The sequence below is a fragment of the Chitinophaga polysaccharea genome, assembly GCF_007829335.1.
Classification (GTDB): Bacteria; Bacteroidota; Bacteroidia; order Chitinophagales; family Chitinophagaceae; genus Chitinophaga; species Chitinophaga polysaccharea_B.
On record NZ_VIWO01000021.1, the window covers coordinates 1 to 1,398 of the forward strand.

The following is a 1,398-nucleotide window of genomic DNA, read 5'->3' on the forward strand; positions in this document are numbered from 1 at the left end:
TGACCTCCCCCCAATAAATCGGGCCATTGAAAAGTAGAGAAATCGGGCAATAATTCATAATTTAAACATGAAAAATTGCTCATGAAAAAAACAAAATTTACCGAAAGCCAGATTGTGTTTGCGCTTAAGCAGGCGGACAGTGGTGTAAAGGTCCAAGAAGTATGCCGGCAAATGGGTGTCAGCGAAGCTACTTTTTACAACTGGAAGAAAAAGTATGGAGGACTTGGAATGAGTGAGCTAAGGCAACTGAAGCAACTTCAGGACGAAAATGCGAAGCTGAAGCAGATTGTCGCAGATTTAAGCCTGGACAAACAGATGTTGCAGGATGTGCTAAAAAAAAATCTTTGAAAACCCGTCAACTACGGCAGTTGGTAACCCATTTAACTGCCGACTACCAGGTATCCCTTCGAAGAGCCTGCCGCGTAGTTTGCATGCCCTGGTCCAATTGGCATTACCGTTCGCGCCGTCGAGAAGATCGGCACCTTCGCCAACGAATGCGCGAGATTTCAGAGGCGAGGGTCAGATATGGGATGTGGCGGATTTACATACTGTTACGCAGAGAGGGGTTTAAGGACAATCATAAAAGGATTCATAGGATCTACAAAGAAGAAGGGCTTAACCTACGCAGCAAAAGACCACGAAGGAATAAATCAGCGGCACACCGTCTGGAAAGACCCAATATCACTAATTTACACCAATGTTGGAGCATGGATTTCGTAGCCGATGCTCTCTTCGACGGACGTAAATTCAGGTCGTTAACTATAGTCGATAATTTTAGTCGCTACTGCCATGCGATCCGGGTCGGGAAATCCATCAAGGGGATAGATGTAGTGGAGGCTCTGGAAACTCTTAAGCGGGAGAATGGCACCGTCCCAAAACGGATACAAGTCGATAATGGAAGTGAATTTATCTCGAAGGATTTTGATCGATGGGCATATGAAAACAAGGTTGTGCTGGACTATTCTAGACCAGGTAAACCTACAGACAACCCATTCATAGAATCCTTCAACGGTTCATTCAGGGATGAGTGCTTAAACGTAAACTGGTTCTTATCCTTGGATGATGCCTATGAGAAAATTAGCAACTGGGTACAAGAGTATAATACCTTTAGACCACATAGCTCATTAAACGAACTAACACCTGCTCAGTTTGTAGCCAATTGCAAACAGAACGAATATTGAGATGGTAGAAATAAAAATAAATCCTGATGATAAAAAGACGTCTTTTGCGGCAGTAGAATATAAACCAACGGCATCAGAAAAGACATCTTTTTCCCATCAGTTTTGTATCTTTAGATAGCCCGGCTTTCTCTATCTCACACTGACCCGACAAATGGGGGGACATCAATAGCCCGGCTTTCTCTATCTCACACTGACCCGACAAATGGGGGGACCTCAA

1 protein-coding gene is annotated in these 1,398 nt (G+C 44.0%); it reads left to right on the plus strand.

Annotation, left to right across the window (positions count from 1 at the left end; all coding sequences use genetic code 11):
- Positions 1 to 81: 81 nt before the first annotated feature.
- A protein-coding gene (locus FHW36_RS30380) for an IS3 family transposase (RefSeq protein WP_394349268.1) occupies positions 82 to 1,181 on the plus strand; the annotation gives its coding sequence in 2 pieces (ribosomal slippage) (positions 82 to 337 and positions 337 to 1,181; 1,101 coding nt in all).
- Positions 1,182 to 1,398: the final 217 nt, after the last annotated feature.